At 47.8% G+C, this 19415-nt stretch carries 17 protein-coding genes and 1 pseudogene; 1 reads left to right on the forward strand and 17 read right to left on the reverse strand.

The window, feature by feature from the left end; all coding sequences use genetic code 11:
- Positions 1 to 36: 36 nt before the first annotated feature.
- The 10 genes and pseudogenes from FNY66_RS09050 to FNY66_RS09090 form a co-directional block, all read right to left on the reverse strand.
- The gene (locus tag FNY66_RS09050; protein ID WP_087150866.1) at positions 37 to 960 is read right to left on the reverse strand and encodes a LysR family transcriptional regulator; all 924 of its coding nucleotides are present in this window, start codon (positions 958 to 960) and stop codon (positions 37 to 39) included.
- Positions 957 to 1598, reverse strand: coding sequence for a CDP-alcohol phosphatidyltransferase family protein (locus FNY66_RS09055; protein WP_150310893.1), 642 nt, complete (start codon positions 1596 to 1598; stop codon positions 957 to 959). Before FNY66_RS09055 ends, FNY66_RS09050 begins: the two co-directional genes overlap by 4 nt.
- A gap of 127 nt (positions 1599 to 1725) precedes the next feature.
- A complete protein-coding gene (locus FNY66_RS09060; protein ID WP_150310894.1) occupies positions 1726 to 1962 on the reverse strand; it encodes a YhcH/YjgK/YiaL family protein in 237 nt (78 codons plus the stop codon).
- Between the two features lie 17 nt (positions 1963 to 1979).
- Positions 1980 to 2189 (reverse strand): annotated as a pseudogene (locus FNY66_RS09065) (LacI family DNA-binding transcriptional regulator); the annotation flags it as partial.
- Positions 2190 to 2345: 156 nt separating this feature from the next.
- Positions 2346 to 4241, reverse strand: a complete 1896-nt coding sequence (locus FNY66_RS09070; RefSeq protein WP_330581312.1) for an ABC transporter ATP-binding protein — start codon at positions 4239 to 4241, stop codon at positions 2346 to 2348.
- Between the two features lie 25 nt (positions 4242 to 4266).
- Positions 4267 to 6006: an ABC transporter ATP-binding protein gene (locus tag FNY66_RS09075; protein WP_150310896.1), complete on the reverse strand. Its 1740-nt coding sequence runs from the start codon at positions 6004 to 6006 to the stop codon at positions 4267 to 4269.
- Positions 6003 to 6482, reverse strand: coding sequence for a MarR family winged helix-turn-helix transcriptional regulator (locus FNY66_RS09080; protein ID WP_150310897.1), 480 nt, complete (start codon positions 6480 to 6482; stop codon positions 6003 to 6005). The genes FNY66_RS09075 and FNY66_RS09080 overlap by 4 nt, the downstream gene beginning before the upstream one ends.
- A 214-nt stretch (positions 6483 to 6696) precedes the next feature.
- The gene (locus FNY66_RS15925; protein WP_267872931.1) at positions 6697 to 6819 is read right to left on the reverse strand and encodes a hypothetical protein; all 123 of its coding nucleotides are present in this window, start codon (positions 6817 to 6819) and stop codon (positions 6697 to 6699) included.
- 114 nt (positions 6820 to 6933) lie between these two features.
- Positions 6934 to 8238 (reverse strand): putative ABC transporter permease, encoded by a 1305-nt coding sequence (locus tag FNY66_RS09085; RefSeq protein ID WP_150310898.1) that lies wholly within the window; start codon positions 8236 to 8238, stop codon positions 6934 to 6936.
- Positions 8239 to 8478: 240 nt separating this feature from the next.
- Entirely contained in the window at positions 8479 to 9591 is a 1113-nt protein-coding gene (locus FNY66_RS09090) for a phosphotransferase enzyme family protein (protein WP_150310899.1), read from the reverse strand.
- Positions 9592 to 9810: 219 nt separating this feature from the next.
- Here FNY66_RS09090 and FNY66_RS09095 point away from each other — a divergent pair, with 219 nt between their 5' ends.
- On the forward strand, positions 9811 to 10749 hold the full coding sequence (locus FNY66_RS09095; RefSeq protein ID WP_087150859.1) for an AraC family transcriptional regulator: 939 nt from the start codon (positions 9811 to 9813) through the stop codon (positions 10747 to 10749).
- 24 nt (positions 10750 to 10773) lie between these two features.
- Here the strand turns inward: FNY66_RS09095 and FNY66_RS09100 are convergent, their stop codons facing one another.
- From FNY66_RS09100 to FNY66_RS15930, 7 genes are all read right to left on the reverse strand, one after another.
- Positions 10774 to 13383, reverse strand: a complete 2610-nt coding sequence (locus FNY66_RS09100; protein WP_150310900.1) for an ABC transporter permease — start codon at positions 13381 to 13383, stop codon at positions 10774 to 10776.
- Positions 13380 to 14063, reverse strand: a complete 684-nt coding sequence (locus FNY66_RS09105) for an ABC transporter ATP-binding protein (protein ID WP_087150857.1) — start codon at positions 14061 to 14063, stop codon at positions 13380 to 13382. The genes FNY66_RS09100 and FNY66_RS09105 overlap by 4 nt, the downstream gene beginning before the upstream one ends.
- A gap of 113 nt (positions 14064 to 14176) precedes the next feature.
- Positions 14177 to 15100, reverse strand: a complete 924-nt coding sequence (locus FNY66_RS09110) for a sensor histidine kinase (protein WP_229409483.1) — start codon at positions 15098 to 15100, stop codon at positions 14177 to 14179.
- Positions 15093 to 15773, reverse strand: coding sequence for a response regulator transcription factor (locus FNY66_RS09115; protein WP_150310901.1), 681 nt, complete (start codon positions 15771 to 15773; stop codon positions 15093 to 15095). The genes FNY66_RS09110 and FNY66_RS09115 overlap by 8 nt, the downstream gene beginning before the upstream one ends.
- A gap of 28 nt (positions 15774 to 15801) precedes the next feature.
- On the reverse strand, positions 15802 to 18099 hold the full coding sequence (locus FNY66_RS09120; protein ID WP_150310902.1) for an adenosylcobalamin-dependent ribonucleoside-diphosphate reductase: 2298 nt from the start codon (positions 18097 to 18099) through the stop codon (positions 15802 to 15804).
- A 244-nt stretch (positions 18100 to 18343) separates the two neighbouring features.
- Positions 18344 to 19114, reverse strand: a complete 771-nt coding sequence (aroD, locus tag FNY66_RS09125; RefSeq protein ID WP_150310903.1) for a type I 3-dehydroquinate dehydratase — start codon at positions 19112 to 19114, stop codon at positions 18344 to 18346.
- Between the two features lie 52 nt (positions 19115 to 19166).
- Entirely contained in the window at positions 19167 to 19289 is a 123-nt protein-coding gene (locus tag FNY66_RS15930) for a hypothetical protein (protein ID WP_267872930.1), read from the reverse strand.
- Positions 19290 to 19415 lie beyond the last annotated feature (126 nt).

The raw sequence follows: 19415 nt of genomic DNA on the forward strand, positions 1-19415 counted from the left end.
AAAAAGACTCTTAAATATTATAAAAAGATGAATCTCTCACTCCCGTATCCCCAGATATCTTTTCAGCGCCGCTATATACAGCTTCGCCGCTTTCCCGGGAATCGTATTCTTCCTCACGATATATCCGATCTCCATAACACTGTTATGGTTCTCCTCGTCGTCTTGAAATGGAACTGCCACGAATTCATTGCCATTAAGTTCCCCACAGATAATCCCTGAACAAAGCGTATATCCATTTAGACCGACCATCAGATTCAGCATGGTCGCCCTGTCATTTGCCCGGATGATCTTCGGGTATTCATTTGTGGATAAGATCTCTTCTGCAAGATAAAAAGAACTGTTGTCTCCCTGTTCAAAGGCAAGACACGGATAATCCGCCAGCTGGCTGAAACTGATCGAAGATTCTCCCGCCAGTGGATGGTTTTTCCAGAGATATACATAGGCGTGGCAGTCGATCAGATGATGGAACTCAAGTCCTGATAAGCGCAGCATTTTCTCCAGGCTTTTTCTGTTATACTCGCTTAGATAGAGCACGCCGATCTCGCTTTTCATCGTACTGACATCGCTGATCACTTCCGCAGTCTTAGTCTCGCGAATGGCGAACTCATATTTAGACATATCAAATTCCTTTGCCATATCTACAAACGCTTTTACGGCAAAGGAATAATGCTGGGCAGAAACACCGAACTTCTTTTTCAGCGAACCGTTTTCCCCGTATTTCTCAAGGATCGTCTCATACTGTCCGTAGAGCTGTTTTGCGTACAGAAGGAATTCCGCTCCGTCATTGGTCAGCGTCACGCCTCTCCCACTGCGGTTAAGTAATGTGATCCCCAGTTCTTTCTCCAGCTCCTGCACAGCACTGGTCAGGGACGGCTGAGATACGTAAAGCTTTTCGGCCGCTTTATTTATAGACTTTGTCTCTGCTATCGTTATAAAATAATTCAACTGGGTCAGGGTCATCTCTCTGTCCCCGTATCTTTGAGAGCTTTCATATTATGACGTCCGTAAAGCACCAGGGATATCAGCATCATGATAACACAGACGCCGATCAGCACTTTGGATACCACATCCGGGATATTATACCAGAACACATGCAGGATCATCATTGCATAGAGCAGCCATGTATTGACCTTGCCGTGCCAGTCCGCACCGAATACCTTTCCTGTCTTCTGGATAACGAGGAGTCCTGTCACTCCCATAAAGAATTCTTTAAACACCATAAGCCCGAGCGGCACGATCATGAGCGGAAAACGGGTGAGCAGACAGAACAGCATTGCCGCCTGCGTCAGTTTATCTGCCACCGGATCAAGGATCTTCCCGAGATCACTTATCATATTGAAGTGTCTTGCGACAAATCCGTCTACCGTATCCGTAAGACCCGATATGATCAGTATGATCCCTGTCCACAGATAATTTTTTTCCACACAATAGAGCCACATAAAGACCGGGATCAGGCAAAGCCGGAAAAGGGAAAGCAGATTGGGGATCGTCAGTATTTTATTCTGTGAGCTGCCCGCATTTCCCGGTTTTGCACTCTCCGGTCCTGTACTGTCCGGTTTTATATTTTCTGATTTTATGTTTTCTGATTCAGTTTTCATTCGTTTCCTCCTGCGAATCTCGTCCTGCCGTACGGGTAAGATGATAGGACGAATCCGCAGAGTTGTCAATGGTTTCCTGAATTCTTTCTACACTGTATTCAATTATATTGGAGTCGAAAGGTATTTTTCAGACTTTAACTTTCACCACAATCTTCTTTACCCGGCATGGCCCGTTTGCAGACATACGTCTCGGCGCATGTGCATCCTCCGGCGGAACAATTGCGAAATCTCCTTTTTTCAGAAGAACGGCGCCGCTCTGCTTCGGTTCTTTATAGAAGATCAGATCCGTTTCATCGTTGTATTCCCCGGACGGTTTCAACACTGCCGCCGGTTCATAACCGAAGATCTCTTCTCCCTCCACCATGTACTGGATATCAAAGGTACCCGGATATCCACAGTGAGCACTGCCACTGTACGCATGGAGCTGCTGACCAGCCCCCGTGCGATCGCACTCGGTCTGTAACTGTGCTTTTCCAGCACAGCCTCCACACGCTGTTTTGTATCTTCTCTTACATTGCTCTTTTTATTCAGCACACGCGAGACCGTCGAAATCGATACTCCGGCTTCCTTCGCAATATCATAAATATTCATGCTCTTTCGCCTCGGTAATTTATTTTTATCCATACGAATAAAGAATACTCGATTCCAGAGCCTTTTGTCAATCCTCCTCAGGTGCATAATATCCCCACAGGGGACTCTTTGAGTAAATCCCGGGGGCCGTGGGGGTATCAGTGCGATTTATCTCTTCTATGCAAAATTACCGGTATACAATTGATAATATTTGCCTTTTGCCGCAATCAGCTCATCGTGAGTACCTCTCTCGATAATCCGGCCCTGCTCCATGACCATGATACAGTCTGAGTTCTTAACCGTGGACAGACGATGGGCGATAACGAATGTGGTGCGTCCTTTCATCAGCGCATCCATGCCGGCCTGCACCAGTTTCTCTGTACGTGTATCTATAGAAGATGTAGCTTCGTCAAGAATCAGAGCCGGCGGATCTGCGACAGCCGCACGGGCTATGGCAAGGAGCTGTCTCTGCCCCTGACTTAAGTTTGCCCCGTCTCCGGTAAGCATTGTGTCATAGCCGTCAGGCAGACGACGGATAAATCCGTCAGCATTGGCAAGCTTCGCCGCTTTTATACATTCATCGTCTGTTGCATCCAGTTTGCCGTAACGTATATTCTCCATGACGGTACCAGTAAACAGATGGGTATCCTGAAGCACCATGCCAAGGGACCTTCTGAGATCCGGCTTCTTGATCTTGTTGATATTGATTCCGTCATACCGGATTTTTCCGTCGGCAATATCATAGAACCGGTTGATCAGGTTCGTGATCGTAGTCTTTCCGGCGCCGGTAGCTCCGACAAAAGCTATCTTCTGTCCCGGTTTTGCATAAAGGCTGATATTGTGCAGGACAATCTTGTTGTCGCTGTAGCCGAAGTCCACATCGTCAAATACTACTCCGCCTTCCTGCTTTGTATAAGTGACAGTCCCCTCTGCTTTATGAGGATGTTTCCATGCCCACAGATTTGTTCTGTCAGAAGATTCTTGCAGATTGCCGTTCTCATCCTCCTTCGCATTGACAAGCTCCACATATCCCTCATCTGCTTCCGGTTCCTGATCCATAAGATCAAATACACGCTGAGCGCCGGCTGCGGCGTTAACGACGAAGTTGATCTGCTGGCTGACCTGCGTGATAGGATTCGTAAAACTCCTGTTCAGCCCTACGAACGTAATAACAGTGCCGATCGTAACCCCTGCCAGTTCATTTATTCCCAGGATAGCGCCTACAATAGCTACCAGTGCATAGCTGATCCAGCCAATGTTCGCATTGATCGGCATCAGCAGGTTGGCATAACGGTTCGCCATATTCGTACTGTCCCTGAGTTTCTCATTCACTTCGTGGAAATCTTTCATGGCTGCATCTTCATGGCAGAAGACTTTAACTACTTTCTGCCCGTCCAGCATTTCCTCGATGAAACCGTCCACAGTTCCCAGATCGATCTGCTGACGGATATAATATTTACCGGACAGCTTTGAGAAATTAGAAGTTACCAGAAGCATGACGACCGCAGTCAGTATGGAGATTACTGTCAGTACAGGGTTCAGGATGATCATTGTGATCAGAGTAGCCGCCATAGTGATACCCGAGTTGATAATCTGCGGGATGCTCTGGCTCAAAAGCTGTCTGAGCGTATCTACATCATTTGTGTAAACAGACATGATATCGCCGTGGGCGTGTGTGTCAAAATACTTGATCGGCAGCGCCTCCATCCGACAGAACAGATCATCTCTTAAATGCCTCATCGTGCCCTGGCTGACATTTACCACGATCCGGTTATAGGCAAATGCCGTGATAACACCTATCCCCATGACACACGCCAGACGGAACAGATCTGAAGCAAGTCCGCTGAAATCCTTCGATCCGCTGGCCAGCATCGGTGTTATGTAATCGTCTACCAGCGTCTGGGGAAAGGTGGCTCCCACAACAGTTGCGATGGCAGTGATCAGAATACAGACAATTACACACACAAACGGTATCTTATAATAATGAAGCATATACCGGATCACACGCGCAATCAGTTTTGAGGCTGTATTTGCCCTTGATCCGGAGTTTTTCTCATTCATATTATCATTCATAGATCGAATTTCTCCTTTCTCTGATTTATGCCGGCTGATCGAAGTCGCCGCTTCCTTCCAGCTGTGAATTATAGATTTCCTGATAGATTTCGTTGTTCTTCAGCAGATTTTCATGGGTGTCAAAATCATCGATCCGTCCGTCGTCCAGTACAAGTATCCGGTCGGCAGATTCTACACTGGAAACACGCTGTGCAATGATAATCTTAGTCGTGCCCGGAATCTGCTTTGCAAATGCAGCTCGGATACTTGCGTCTGTTGCCGTATCCACAGCACTTGTAGAATCGTCAAGGATCAGGACTTTTGGTTTCTTCAGCAGGGCGCGGGCAATACACAGGCGCTGTTTCTGCCCGCCGGAGACATTAGCCCCTCCCCGCTCTATTCTTGTGTAATAGCCGTCCGGCATCCTGTCAATGAATTCATCGGCGCATGCCGCTTTACATGCATCGATACACTCTTCTTCCGTAGCCTCCGGATTGCCCCAGCGCAGGTTGTCCAGTATCGTTCCGGAGAAGAGGGTGTTTTTCTGCAGGACAACAGAGACCTGGTTTCTCAGCACCTCCGTATCATATCTGCGTACGTCTACTCCGCCCACACAGACAGATCCTTCAGCCACGTCGTACAGACGGCAGATCAGGTTGACCAGGCTGCTCTTTCCCGAACCTGTTCCTCCGATCACGCCGATCGTCTCTCCGCTCTTAATATGGATATCGATATCCGACAGAGAATTTTTGCCGCTTCCCTGCTTATATGAAAAGTTCACATGATTAAAATCAATACTGCCGTCAGCCACTGTCATGACGGGTTTTTCAGGATCTGTCAGATCTGCCTTCTCGTTCAGCACTTCACTGATACGGCGGATACTTGCCATGGACATACTGATCATAACGACAACCATGGAAAGCATCATCAGGCTCATCAGAAGCGCCATAATATAACTGAACAGACTGGTCAGATCTCCGGTAGTCATAGATCCGCCCACGATGAACTGTGCGCCGAACCACGAAACAGAAATAATACAGAAATAAACTGCAACCATCATGGCGGGGTTATTAAACGCCAGAAGGCCTTCTGCCTTTACAGAAAGGTCGTAAAGCATTTTGGAAGCTTTAGAAAACTTCACGTTCTCGTAATCCTCACGCACAAAAGCCTTGACGACACGGATTGCCGTCACATTCTCCTGTACACTGGCATTCAGATCATCATATCTGCGGAATACCTGTCTGAATATTTTCAGCGTGATGACCATGATCGATCCGATGACGATTACGAGGAACACAACCGCGATCAGGAACATAGCGCTCAACCGCGGGCTGATGATCAGACACATCGCAAAACTGAAGACCAGGTTAAGCGGCGCGCGGACTGCCACGCGGATCACCATCATAAATGCATTCTGTACATTCGTGATATCCGTTGTCATACGGGTGACCAGACCCGGAACACTGAATTTGTCAATATTGGAAAATGAAAATGTCTGGATATTGGCGTAAATCGCCTCTCGCAGATTTGCTGAAAGCCCGGATGCGGCACTTGCAGCATTTTTTCCTGCCATGGCTCCGAAGAACAGGCTCAAAAAAGCCATAAGAACCATAACAGTACCATAGCGGTACACCACTGAGAGGCTTCCGGCTTCGAGTCCGTTGTCTATGATCATAGCTGTGACAAACGGCATTAATATTTCCATAATAACTTCAAGAGCGGTAAGTCCGATACAGAGAAAGGTGTCCCGCTTATACTTCCCAAGCTGCTGTAAAACTTTTCTCACGGTAAATAAACCTCCTGTCTGTTTTTTTCATTCTGCTCCATTCGGGAAAGCTGAGTCAGAATCTTTTCTTCCAGATTCATCAGCTGTATCTTCTCCTGCCGGTCAAGTCCGCTGCAGATCTCCGATTCCATCTGATCTGCTTTCTGTATGAATCTGTTTCCATCCTTTACCAGTTTCTCGGTAGGGAGTACTTTCTTTTTCCGGACATCATCCGGATCTTCAAGAAAATAAAGATAACCTTTTTCTCTCATTTTTTTGATCAACGCAGACAGCGTTGCTTTTGACACTCCTATTTCACGGCACAATTCCGTAAGATACGTTCCTTTTGGATGATGTCTCAGTATGTAGACCATAAAATAAACCTGGACACCGGTTATACTTTTGTCCTTCAGACTCAGTTCCATCTGTGCCGACATATTCCGGCTGATCTTCTTCATCATAAAGAGCAGCTCCTCTGATCCGAAACTCTCCTCCATTTCTATAAGCACCTCCTGTGATACTGCATTTTTTCCGGAATTGTTTTTGGTCGAACAGTTCGTATCCTTATTTTCTGTCCATGTGAAATTTTAGCGCAGAAATATGCAAATGTTAAATCAAAATTTGTTATTATCAATAAATAACTTTTATAAATAAACAAAAAAAGAGAGCTTAAAAGCCCTCTCAATCCCAAGACTGACTCGTACCGGAATCTCAGCACGCTGCCCTGTTCTCTGCTCCTTTAATACCAATACTCCGCAAAGTCTTCTTAAACTGCACTGCAAACAGGATTGCCGTAAATGTCACCGCGATCGCATCCGCGATAGGTTCTGCCAAATAGACTGCCATAATATTCTTGGCATATTATAGCACTCTATAATTTTAAGTCAAGAAATGTGAACAAAAATTCACAGATATTATCAGCGCCGGGAATAATCAATGTTATCAAATTCAGTTCACCTGCAATGCATTGGGATATATCTCTTTCAGGCGGGTATCATCGTATTGTTCATCCATGATATTCTGCCATGTATGTTCTGCAGGCACTCCCTTAGCTCTCTGATCACTGCGTATCAGAGCCAGACCGGATACAACGATATTGCAGCAGAAAAATACGAGTATAACCCAGGACAGAATTTTCCCTGCTTTTACCGGAATACGTTCAATCCACGATGACATGATCGGATACAGCCCTTTAATCCAGATAACCGCCGCTATACCCCAAAAAAAGCAGTACAGCAGATTGATCCTTCCGCCCAGGTTAAAAGGAATTTCACTGTAGTTCCAGAATACTTTTCCAAACATGAGCTCCGTAAACACACTGCAGATATACTCATATGCACCGCCCAGGCACGTTCCGGCAATGAAAATGAAGTGGTCGGAACGATCTTTATATCTATGCAAAAGAAGTGTAGCAACAGCTATTGCAATCCCCCAGACAAGACTGAACGGTCCCCACACCACACTGCTGCGGCTCATCCACACACCTGCCGTGGCGCGGCAATAGAGAGTCTCCACAATATCTCCCAAAAAAGCTCCGATAACAAAGAGCCAGATAATCTTATAAAAACTGCATCCATACGCAAATACATTTGATTTTACTTCTGCAGAATCTTTCTCTGCTTTTTCTCTGGCATCCGGATACGCTCTCCGCAACCTGCGGTCTATCAGCCCGTAAATCCGCCGGCCTAACCCTGATGAAATGCCAGTCAGCCAGGAATCCACGCCTTTCCACTGTTCAATTCTCCTGCTTCTCCCGGCTAAAATGAACAAAGTTGCCGCGATATCTATAATCAGTACACCAGACAGGATCCAGACAATTATCTGTCCCAGTATTCCGGGAATCCAGCTGTACAGATTTACCAGAAATGGATTTCCCCAGTTTTTCACAACCACGCAGAGTATACCCCAGAATACAGACATTGGCAGGCAGATATATCCGTCCAGATTTCCCTTTATCTTTGAATAATCCCACCATTTTTCATGATAAAATCTCTCGATCCAGTGTCCTGCAGTCCATTCAATAACAGTTGCGATTATCATGCCATACGCAAAAAGCCAGAACCCATGCAGCTCACTGCAGAATATGGTGACTATCATTGCAGTAAATCCGTATATCACGCAGAAGGGCGCATTCACAAGTCCACGGTTAACAAACTGTTTCTGCCTGAGCGCTGCAGATACGGTTTCCAATATCCATCCCGAAAAGCTGTAGATAAAAAACAGCCAAAGCATTTCATATCCTGAATAAATCATCTTACACTATCTCCTGTTCCGTTAATTCCTGCTGTCTGGTTACTTTCTTCTACTTTTGCAGACCCGGTACGCTTCTGCTACCGGAATCAGCACAGTAAATGTGATCAGTACGTCGACGCTAGAATTATAATATAACAAATATCACATTAACAACACTTAATTATGCAAAAAATAACTCATGCAAAAATATACCCTCCTTCACAGGTAAACATGTTCCTGCAAGGGAGGGTATCATTCATTTTACTGATATTTCCGTACGATATCGTGCATAGTATCCCACTTAGCTTCCATATCTTCCACAAGTTTGAACTGTGTCCGTGCCCTGTCAAGGTTGTGATTCTCACGATGGATCTTGAAGTAATGGTCACCCTCCAGATAATCTGTCAGGAAACGCATGCCGCACTCATATGTCATCACTTTGGCTCCCATCGGAAGCAGCTCGATTTCTCTCTCTGTAAGACTTCCGGCACATCCCTCGAGGAATCCTTTGACATAGAGTTCATACAGTTCCATGCTGCATGACACCTTATCGAGGTCTGTCTCATCCTCTGCCGCTGTACTCGCTCCGAAACGGATAGAATCACCGAAGTCATTCATTGCAAGTCCCGGCATTACAGTATCCAGGTCGATCACACAGATACCTTTTCTTGTAACATTGTCGATCATGATATTGTTGAGCTTTGTATCATTGTGGGTGACGCGCAGAGGTATCTCGCCTTTTTCCAGAAGATCTCCGAATACATTTGCCACATCCTCATGGGACAGGACAAAGTCGATCTCCTTTTGTACTGACGCGGCACGACCGCACACGTCTTTTGCAACAGCTTCTTTAAATACCTGAAATCTTGCTTTTGTATCGTGGAATCCTTCGATCGTCTCGTGGAGCGTCTCCGCCGGGTAATCGGCAAGTAGTCTCTGGAAATGCCCGAAAGCAACGGCGCTTTCATAGAAGTCCTCCGGCTTCTCAACCTGATCGTAACTTGTCGCATCAGTGATGAATTTATAAGCTCTCCAGTATTCGCCCTTCGAATCCACGTAATATGCTTTTCCATCCTTTGCAGGGATCATATTCAGAGTCTCTCTCTCCGGATCTCCGCCGTTTTCTATGATCTTTTCACGGAGATAGGAAGTAACTCCGACGATATTTTCCATCAGCTCTACCGGTTTTGTAAATATCTCCCGATTCATCCTCTGCAGGATCACATTGACATCTCCCATGTCGCCGATCTCGAATACAAGCAGATACGTATCGTTGATATGTCCGCTTCCGAAAGGCCTGCGGCTTTTAAGCCTTCCCACAAAATTAAAATTAGCAACTGCTTCCCTGATCTGAAGTTCAGATACACGTTCCATGTTCGTACTCCTCTTTTCTTTCCGAAGATTTCTAAAGTTTCTGCATTTATTGTAAGATGAAAGGCCCCGAAATTCTTTATCCTAAATTCTATTTGATTTGCACAATCTGCTTTTTATGTTTTGCATTTTCGTCCCATATAAGATATCATTAGGGGAGAAAGACATCCGGAACAGACAAAATGCTTTCATTTGTTCCAATATACAAAAAGGACAGATTTTATGAAGTATCAGGGAATTTCTTTAGACAGTGAACTACAGATCGACCATCTGTTTTCGCTCCACTATTTTGAATATATGAACAGTTTTTACTTTCCGGGAGAATCCCATCCGTTCTGGGAATTTGTGTGTGTAGATAAAGGAGAGGTGACGATCGGAGCCGGTGATCACTCTTTTATACTGACGAGAGGCGAGATCGCATTTCACGAACCGGATGAATTCCACTGGGTCAGGGCGGGCGGCAGGGCTGCCCCCAATCTGATCGTCATCTCGTTTTCTTCCGAGAGTCCGATGATGGACTTTTTCAGGGGAAAAGTGCTGCATGTCAATGAGGCTGACCGCCGTCTGCTGGCCCGCATAGTCAATGAGGCCCGCACGTTCTTAGAGGGCAGGCTGGATGATCCGTACCAGACCTCACTGACTGTCAGAAGTGATGCTCCGCCCGGAGCCGCCCAGATCATCCGCACATGTCTGGAACAGTTTCTGATCGGACTTGCCAGGCGATACCGGAAGGATTCTGTGCAGACTGTACAGAAGGACATCCGCTCCTTTATACCGGATAAAACAACAACGGAAAATGCCGATGAAGAGATGTTTTCACAGATTGCTGCATATCTTTCCGATAACCTGTCATCACACATTACAATAGAGAAGATATGTTCCGACAATCTGATCGGGCGCTCCAGACTGCAGAAACTCTTCCACGAGAAATGCGGGCTGGGGATCATAGAGTATTTCTCACATATGAAGATTGATGCCGCCAAGCAGCTCATCCGCAATGAACAGATGAATTTCACACAGATATCTGAGAATCTGGGTTATTCTTCAATCCACTATTTTTCAAGGCAGTTTAAAAAAATCACAGGTATGACTCCCTCGGAATATGCCTCGTCGATCAAGGCGATGTCCGAGCGGACGACAGACACCCGCCAGCCTCTTTAACGGCTGCGCGGGTGTCTGCTGTACTCAGTTCATTTTCAGTTCATCTATAATATTTTCTTTTCTGATAAGCCCCATTGTATATACCATCGTAACTCCTACCACGATGAATACGCTGAGCAAAGCGATCCCCAGGTATTCCCAGGGTACGATATAATTCGTATCCACGCCTTCTGCCAGCACGCGCCAGATCAGCATGCTCACCAGAAGAGAAAGGATCAGTCCGTACAGGATCGAGCGGAGCCCGTAGATCAGACACTCATAACACATCATCCTGCGGAATCCTTTTCTGTCCATTCCCACTGAGCGGAGCATGGCGAACTCTTTCCGCCGGAGCATAAGATTGGTGGAGACTGTATTAAATACATTTGCCACTGCAATGAGAGAAATCAGAATAATAAATCCATATGAGAGCACTGCCAGCGCTGTCAGTATCTGACGGTTCTCCTCATAATCTTCCGCATTGTCATAAAAGTAACCTGTATTTTCCGCCTTCTCCAGTTCATCTGAGATTTCCCTGAATGCCTCCCCGTGATTCTCACAGCGGACTCCCATCTCATACCTGGAATAAACCTTATCCTCATGTCCTCGGAGATACTTCTGATATCCGCTTTCCGAAGTCAGTAACGTCACACCGAACTCGTCAACATTGACTCCGGCAGGCGCTTTCTCATACGCTGCCTGCAGACAGGCTGTACTAAGCTGCTCCGCCTCCGGCTCTCCTTCTTCTGTATATTCTTCGTTCTCCAGCATAAGTTCCCGGTCACCGTACGCAAAAGGCGTGCCGCCCTCATACCTCTGTGTGATAGGGTCATATATCTTCACCTGTGACGGATACAGAAGAGGAAGCCCGTCATCGCTCTCTGCATCAGCGCCTTCGGCAGCCTGCTCGAAAATATCATCCGGAAGGGCGCACAGAGTCACATACATTCTGATGCCGCCCGGCTCCATGGCGGATATATAGCCCGACCGCATTCCCGCTTCCAGGAAGCTTTCTTCAATTTCATCCTCGTCGAGCGAGATCACAAACGACCTGTTGAACCCCCTGTAAGACTGCATGAATGTTACATTCTCATTTTGTCCGATCACCCGTTCGGCCTCTTTCATATCATCCGGAACATTGACCGAATCTTCGGCATTTACAGAGTACAGGAGCTGTATATCCGGCATCTCCATAACGAATCTTCCTGTATCTGTCAGATATTTCCCGAAAGAAGACACCGAGACAAAAAGCAGGATGCTCATAGTCAGTGATATCACAGTACTGCGGTATTTTTTCCGGTCTCTTTTGTAGTTTTTCTGTGCCAGCATACCTGGCAGCCCGAACAATTTATAGGACAGACCCGAAGTCTTCACATCTTTTTTCCTGATGCGGATATCCTGAGATGCCCGTACCGCTTCCACGGGGGATATCCTGCGCACTCTCCTGCACGGGATCCACACAGAGATCATAACTGTTGCAAATGCGAGCACTACTGCCGCGAGCACAGAGCCCCACGAGATCTTAAGCGGAATATCAAGAGCCTCCCCGTTTATCATGTTTGTAAGACCTTTTCCGATAAAATGAAGCGTAATCCCGATCCCCACTGTTCCTGCGATACAGCCCAGAGGAATTCCGATGCAGCTCACGAACAGCGCCTCATAGCGCAGCGAACGTCTCAGCTGTTTCTTCGTCGCTCCCATGGAAGAGAGGAGCCCGAACTGAACAGTCCGCTCGCGCAGAGAGATGGAGAACGCATTGTAGATCAGGGAAATCGCCCCTGCCATGATAATACCGATCACGATCGCGATCAGACCGATCAGTATACCTGCGAGATTGTCATTGTCAGCCACCCCCAGCCACCGCAGGAGACCGGTATTAAAAGTCTTACTGTCACATTTTACCGTATCCATATAGTCATAAATATCTCCCGCGCGCGCTGTCCGCAGATATACGTTATGGTAATCTGACAGGCTGCCCGAACCGGACGGGCCGGCATATACACCGTAGGATGCTGCCTGAGACATATCCGGCATCTGAGAATAGATTCCGACCACGGTAAACTTCATTTTTTTCAGATTTTCAAGTGTCTCCGGAGCGTTTCCGGTCTCAGCGGAGTAATCCTCCCCGCAGTATGATGTTCCTGAAGGCAGCCTCTCGCCGTCCAGCATCCGCACTCCCACATCGAGCTCCAGCGTATCTCCTATTTTTGTCTCCTGCCCGGTCTCCTCGTTGGCCGTCATAAAATCCGGAATGATCACCTCTGTTTCATTCTCCGGCAGTCGTCCTTCCTCCAGCACAGCCGGACAGATCTCCCATGTTCCTTCCGGAAGGCTCTGGATATAGAGATATGGCATACTAACACTGGTCAGTTTCTCATATTCCGCATATCCGAGAATATCCGTTGCCGCAGCCATCTCCACACGGCTGTCCTCCCGGATACGCTCCAGCTCGCTGCTGCTCACGTAAGCCGCGGCGCCGTACCAGTTTCCGTCTCTCTGTATACTGTAATCCAGAAGGTAGCTCCAGATACTGCAGCCAAACGTCGTCACCGCAGTGATCATCGCCGTAGAGAGGATCACCCCGATAATCGTAACTACGGTGCGCATCCTGCTCTGCTTCATAGTCCTTAATGTGATCGTCGAAAAGATATTCATCTGCGGATCACCTCATCTCTCACGATCCGCCCGTCCTCCAGTGAAAGGATACGGTCTGCCTGAAGCGCGATATCCTCATCGTGGGTGATGACCAGCATGGTCTGATGATATTTTTCATTAGAATAGCGCAAAAGCTGCATGATCTCCCTGCTGTTTTTTGAATCCAGATTTCCCGTCGGTTCATCCGCCAGCAGGAGCGCCGGAGCGTTCATCAGCGCTCTCCCGATAGACACCCTCTGCTGCTGCCCGCCTGAGAGCTGGTTTGGCAGATGGTTCTCCCTGCGCTTTAATTTCAGGACCGAAAGCAGCTCTTCTACTCTCTCTTCATTGACATCTCTCCCGTCCATGAGCACGGGCAGTGTAATATTTTCCCGTACGCTGAGCACCGGGATCAGATTGTAAAACTGATAGATCAGCCCCACCTGACGCCGCCGGAAGACAGCAAGCGCATCCTCATTCTGTGCATATACATCTGTCCCGTCCACATAGACTTTTCCTGATGTCGGCGTGTCCACTCCGCCGATCAGATGGAGCAGGGTAGATTTTCCTGATCCCGAAGAACCGACAATAGCCGTAAATTCCCCTTTCTTCACCGTAAATGACACATGATCCAGCGCCCGGACTTCATTCGCCCCGCTGCCATAAACCTTTGTAAGATCTTCAACCTTTAATATTTCCATATATACCTCCTGCCACACGGCTTTTAAGCCGCCTGATCTTTCTGTGGTCTTATCTTACCAAAAGGCAGTGACACCCGGGTGACTCTATTATTACAATTCAGTCACAATCGCCGTCATACATTCTGCCTGTAAAACCGGATCCTGAAAACACTTCCGCCTCCTGTGCGGTTTTCAGCGCGTATGATACCGTTCTGCCGGCTCATGATCGACTGCGCCAGGGCAAGTCCGATACCGAAGCTGGAACTTTCCGCATTCTTTCCTCTGTAAAACCGCTCAAACAGATGCGGCATATCCTCCGGGTCAATACCGGGACCATTGTCGCTGACTGCAATCTCCGTAAAGACCGGATTCTCGCTGCAGTCGATCACCAGCTTCTCCCCCGCCGGTGTATATTCGAGAGAATTTTTCAGGACATTTCTCACCACCTCCAGTGTCCATGCCTCGTCCGCCGAAAGCGTGATTCCCTGTGCGCCGTTGATCTCGCAGCTCTGGTCTTTTAATTCCATCTGGATCTCAAACGGCTCGAGTGCCCTGGTCAGAAATTCTTCCATAGAAATCACAGCGGGCTCCAGTGTAATGGAGCCCGCATCCAGCTTGGACATCTTAAGAAGAGCGGTGATCAGCCATTCGATCCGCTCGAGCATCCGGTTCATCTCCCTGAGCAGCCGTTCTCTCTGCCCCGGGTCATCCCCTTCCTTCATCATTCTTGCCGTCATAATATTCAAAGTAGTAAGCGGCGTCCTGATCTGATGCGAGATATCTGCCAGGGCGTCCGCCAGAGCGCCCTTATCCTCAGAAAGGCGCTCTGACTGTTCTCTTAATCGCACGGTCATCTTATAGATCTCATCCCGCAGGATGGCAATATCTCCTTCACGGTAACTGCTCAGGACAAGCTCCTCACTCCCGTGCAGGATGCGGTCCATCTCACTGCTCAGTTTTCTCAGTTCCCGTTTATATTTCCTGATCTTATACGCATATAACCCGCCAAAGGCAAGTGCTGCTGCCGCTGCCGGCACAAAATAAATGATCTCATTCACCGAGCCTGTACCCCATCCCCCGCACTGTCATAATGATCTCCGGATTCTGCGGGTCTTTCTCTATTTTTTCCCGGAGTCGTTTGATATACACAGTCAGCGTATTGTCATTTACGAATTCTCCCGCTGCATCCCATATCTCATCGAGAAGCCTTCCCCTGGTCAGCACCATCCCCCGGTTGTTCACAAATACAAGGAGAAGCCGGTACTCAAGTGCTGACAGGAAAAGCTCCTGCCCTGCGCGCATCACAATCCCTTTTTCCGTATCGATGCGGATATCACGGATATTCACTACCGCCTGTGTCCTTCCTGACCTGCGGAGCACGGACCGCATCCTTGATACCAGTTCTCTTGGACGGAAGGGTTTGCTGATATAGTCATCAGCACCCATATCCAGTCCCGTCACCACACTGAACTCATCGTCCAGTGCAGTCAGAAAGATTACAGGGAGATCATACTTTTCTTTCACGGCAGTACATACGCCATAGCCGTTTCCCTGCTTCAGCGTCACATCCAGGAGCAGCAGATCGAAAGTTTCTTTTTCAAGGATCTCCATCGTGTCCTTCTGAGTATTAACAGACTTCACGAGGTATCCTTCCGTACTCAGGTACTCTGTAAGATTTTCAACGATCTCCCTGTCATCTTCCACCAGAAGCACTTTCGCCGTATAACTCATCACATGTTCCTCTCATCATCCGCTTCTCTTAATGGCATTTGCTCCATCCGCAGCACTTGCAGATATTGCATCCTTCTTCAAATACAAGCGGTTCTCCGCACTCCGGACAGTACATCTTGTCCGTCTCTGCCTCTGACGTCACTGCCTTCGGTTTCGGAGCCTTCTCTGTCTTCCGGGACATCTTTACATGTGACGTGCCGTGATATTCTGCCAGTTCCGCCTGCATCTCGTTGTACATATCCATGAGCGCATTTCCGACCGCCATCGGGCAGCATGCGCCTTTGCTCGTATCCTTTCTGGAGACACGTCTCGCCGTGTAGGACGGACATGAACCGCTGGAGTTGAGCTGATCCACGATCGTCTCGATATCGATGCCGCCTCTCGCACTGATGGAGATCATACGGGAGAGTCCGACCATGAAGTTGTTGCAGCCTCCGGTGGATCCCTTGCTCAGATATGTCTCCAGAAGCGCTCCGGTGTGCGGATCAAACAGAGCGATGCAGTGCAGGCTGCCGCATCCTGTCGTCAGTTTACGCTTCTTGCCTATTACATCATCCGTCACAAGCAGGATCTCGCCACGCTTCAGTCCCTCACCTGCTGATACCTTCTTACTCTCTTTTTCTTTCTTCTCACTCGTGTTGAGAATACCTATTCTCTTGCAGCCGTCGCGGAAGATCGTAATGCCTTTAAGTCCCTTCTCATAGGCGTACAGATAAAGACCTTCTGTCTCTTCCACTGTAAATCGGTTCGGCACGTTCACGGTGGAGCTGATCGATGCATCGATATGCGTCTGCCATATGGACTGCATGTCGATCCTCTGCTTGTAATCAAGCGTCATGGCTGTCACAAAGTAATCCGGCAGCTCCGAATCACTCTTCAGGCCATGCTGCTTCATGTAGCTTTCCACGATCTTTGTATATACTTTGTAGTAAACGTCTGTGCCGTGCAGCGATTCTGTCTTACGCTCATAATAGTTTGCATAGACAGGCTCGATACCGCCTGAGATGCCGAGCATTGTAGAGAGTGTTCCCGTCGGAGCAATTGTGAGGAGCTGGGAGTTTCTGAGTCCGTACTTGCGCACCAGTTCTCTCGTCTTCTCAGATGTATTTGCCTTAAAATAAGGAGTGGACATGATCTCTTCGATATTACATTTTGCAAACGCTCCCTTCTCCTTTGCGAGAAGCGCAGATGCAGCGATCGCAGAGTCTGCCATGGCGAATCCGATATTGTCGCACATATTGACGGCATCTTCCTCGCCGTAAGTAAGTCCCAGCTTAATAAGGCAGTCCGCAAGACCCATGATCCCCAGACCGATCTGTCTCCACTCTCCGACGCTGTCCTGCTGCTCTTTCAGCGGGTGCAGCGGCAGACCTTCCTCCAGCACCTCATTGAGGGCACGGACAGAGACTTCTACGCAGTGCTTGAGTCCTTCAAAATCAAATTCCGCATGGTCCGTGAAAGCATTATTCACGAACTCTGCGAGGTTGATGCTTCCGAGCAGACAGCTTCCGCCTGCCGGGAGCGGTTCTTCCGCGCACGGATTTACTCCCGCATAGGAGAATTCCTCTGTATTGCTCAGAAGGTTCCATCCCTCGATCCGGTCCCAGAACAGGGCGCCCGGCTCTGCGTAATCCCAGTTCGTCTCCGCGATGCGGCGGAACAGTTCCCGGGCATTTACTTTCTTCTCGATCGTCTCGCCTGTCGCTTCTCTTGTATAGTGGAGCAGGTAATCTTCATTATTCTTTACCGCTTCCATAAAATCTTCATGGATACGGACAGAGATATTTGCCTTTGTCACTTTCTCCAGATCTGTCTTCAGGTCGATGAACTCCTCCACGTCCGGATGGGAACAGTCTATGGAGATCATGAGCGCGCCGCGGCGTCCGTTCTGGCCGATCAGCGCCGTCACGAGAGAATAAAGCTCCATAAAAGACACAGAACCGCTCGTCTCTTTTGCCGCATTATTGATCTTGGCTCCCCGGGGACTCAGTCTGGAAATGTCCACACCGCATCCGCCGCCGTAGCTGTATGTCCGCGCCAGTTTCTTCGCACAGTCAAAGATACTTTCGATATTGTCCTCCGGCGGATCGATCACATAACAGTTGGAATACGTTACTTTTCTTCCCTGCTGGTCCAGACCTCTGTTGGAAAGAATCCTGCCTCCGAACAGAAACTTCTTCTGACGGATATATTCCGCCACTTCTCTATTACCTCCGCTGATACGGTTCAGCCACTGTTCAAAGCTTTCCCCGTCATTGCAATACTTTTTAGCCCAGATATCTGTCCCGAGCTGATTTTCCTCGCCCAGCCATTCTTCTACCGTCATTCTCCTGCACTCCTTCCGAATCTCATTTATTCAAGCATATGCTGTGGATCTGCTTCTGCAAATTCAGACATACAAAAAATGTACCCTTTTTTACTGGAATACATGCGCCTGTAAAAAAGGGTATCATTTTCAGTTCGAAATATCAAGTCTTGACAGAGATAAATCCTACATTACAAACACAAAATATAGTATCTGCAATAGTATTTTTATACATATTCTGGTTATTGTCTATCTCCCGGCAAGGTTATTCGTTATCTGTATTGTGCAGAACTTTTAATATATAATTCACATCGCTGACCGAGAGCTGCCCCGGAGCTGATACATGCTTCGCCGCCCCGAATGTGAGCGCCGAACCGAAGAACTCTCCGGAGATCCTGCTGATGCTTCCGAGCCATCCCATAGACATTGAGATGACCGGTCTGTCCGCGTACTTTTCGGTAAACTCATTTGTAGCAGCAAGAAGTGTAATCACATCTCCCGCATTGTGAGGCATAACGGCAATCTTGGGCACGTCCGCCCCCTGTTCCTGCATGGAACGGAAACGCTCTACCAGCGTCTCCTTATCCGGAGTTTTCTCGAAATCGTGGCTTGACATGACAACATATACGTTATTATTGTGCGCGCATTCAAGCAGCGTGCTGCATACTTCCTCACCCAGCATCATCTCTACATCAACAAGGTCTGCGTTCCCTGTACCGATCACTTCCCGGTACAGATTTATATAATCTTCTGCGGATATTTCTTTTTCCCCGCCTTCCTGCTTTGTCCGGCAGGTAAAGAGGATCGGGATTCTGCCAAGAAGGATCTTTAATTCTCCGAGCGTCTCCTTCACTTTCTCCACATCGTCTATCTCTTCAAAATGATCTACTCTCCACTCTACAATGTCACAGCAGACTGTCTTTACGACTGACACTTCCTCTCTCAACTCTGTCTCGTTTTTTCCTGTTATCGGAATACATATCTTCGGCTTTCCCGCTCCGAGCGTCATTTCCCTGATCTTTAATACTTTTGCCATATTGTCCTCCTTGTATCACATACCGGAATATGACTTTTGGCACTTCCGGTGATTACCGCGGGATATACTCCCTCTTTTTTAACACATTGATGATGTTCCGGCCTTCGCTGACGCCGGCGTTTCTCTCTGCAAAGAATTCTATCACATCCAGACTCACTGCGCCACCGCTGATCATAACAACTTCCCCCCCGATCTGCTTGGAATGGGTCGATGTCTCTTATCACCTTCAAAAAGTCTCATACATTTTTATGCAGTTTTCACAATCTGTTCTTGCTTTTAACCTCTTGCTGTATTATGGTTG

Origin of the sequence: Mediterraneibacter catenae (assembly GCF_008691045.1) — a bacterium.
GTDB classification, from domain to species: domain Bacteria; phylum Bacillota; class Clostridia; order Lachnospirales; family Lachnospiraceae; genus Mediterraneibacter; species Mediterraneibacter ornithocaccae.